The 626-nt window shown below is 66.3% G+C and carries 2 pseudogenes; one reads left to right on the plus strand and one right to left on the minus strand.

Features of this window, described 5'->3' with window-relative positions:
* Positions 1-11: 11 nt before the first annotated feature.
* Positions 12-284 (plus strand): annotated as a pseudogene (gene coaD, locus ACU8YC_RS25530) (pantetheine-phosphate adenylyltransferase); the annotation flags it as partial.
* Between the two features lie 171 nt (positions 285-455).
* Here coaD and ACU8YC_RS25535 read toward each other — a convergent pair.
* Positions 456-557: pseudogene (locus ACU8YC_RS25535) on the minus strand (pilus assembly protein N-terminal domain-containing protein); the annotation flags it as partial.
* Positions 558-626 lie beyond the last annotated feature (69 nt).

The raw sequence follows: 626 nt of genomic DNA on the forward strand, positions 1-626 counted from the left end.
AGGACGCCGCGATGAATCGAGTGTTGTATCCGGGAACCTTCGATCCCATCACCATGGGCCACGCCGATCTGGTGGAACGTGCCTCGCGGCTGTTCGATGAGGTCATCATCGCCGTGGCGGCCAACCCGAAGAAGAACCCGCTGTTCCCGCTGGAGCAACGCGTGGAGCTGGCCCGTGAAGTGACCAAGCACCTGCCGAACGTGAAGGTCATCGGCTTCTCGACCCTGCTTGCCCACTTCGTCAAGGAACAGCAGGCCAACATCCTGCTGCGCGGCCTGCGCGCTCGACACGTTGCCCGCGAGCACGATCGTGTCCGCCGCGGTCGACACGCGGATGTCGCGCTCGCGCGGCATCAACTGGCGCAGCGACGCCTGCAGGCCGCCCGCGTCCGCGCCGACCGCGACGTCGATCACGCGGCACGCGCCGCTCTTGCCCTGCACGATCATGTTGGTCGTGCCGACCGCGAGCCCGAGGATGTACATCGTCTGCGGCGACACCATTGTCGCCTGCGCGACGGCCGGATTGCCGATGGTCCGGTTGCGCACCGGCTTCGTCATCTGCACCAGCACCGAATTGCCGAGCGGCAACGCGATGTTGGTCGATTCGCGCACGCCTCCCTAGCCGTT

It is taken from the genome of Citrobacter sp. VF227 (genome assembly GCF_052950715.1).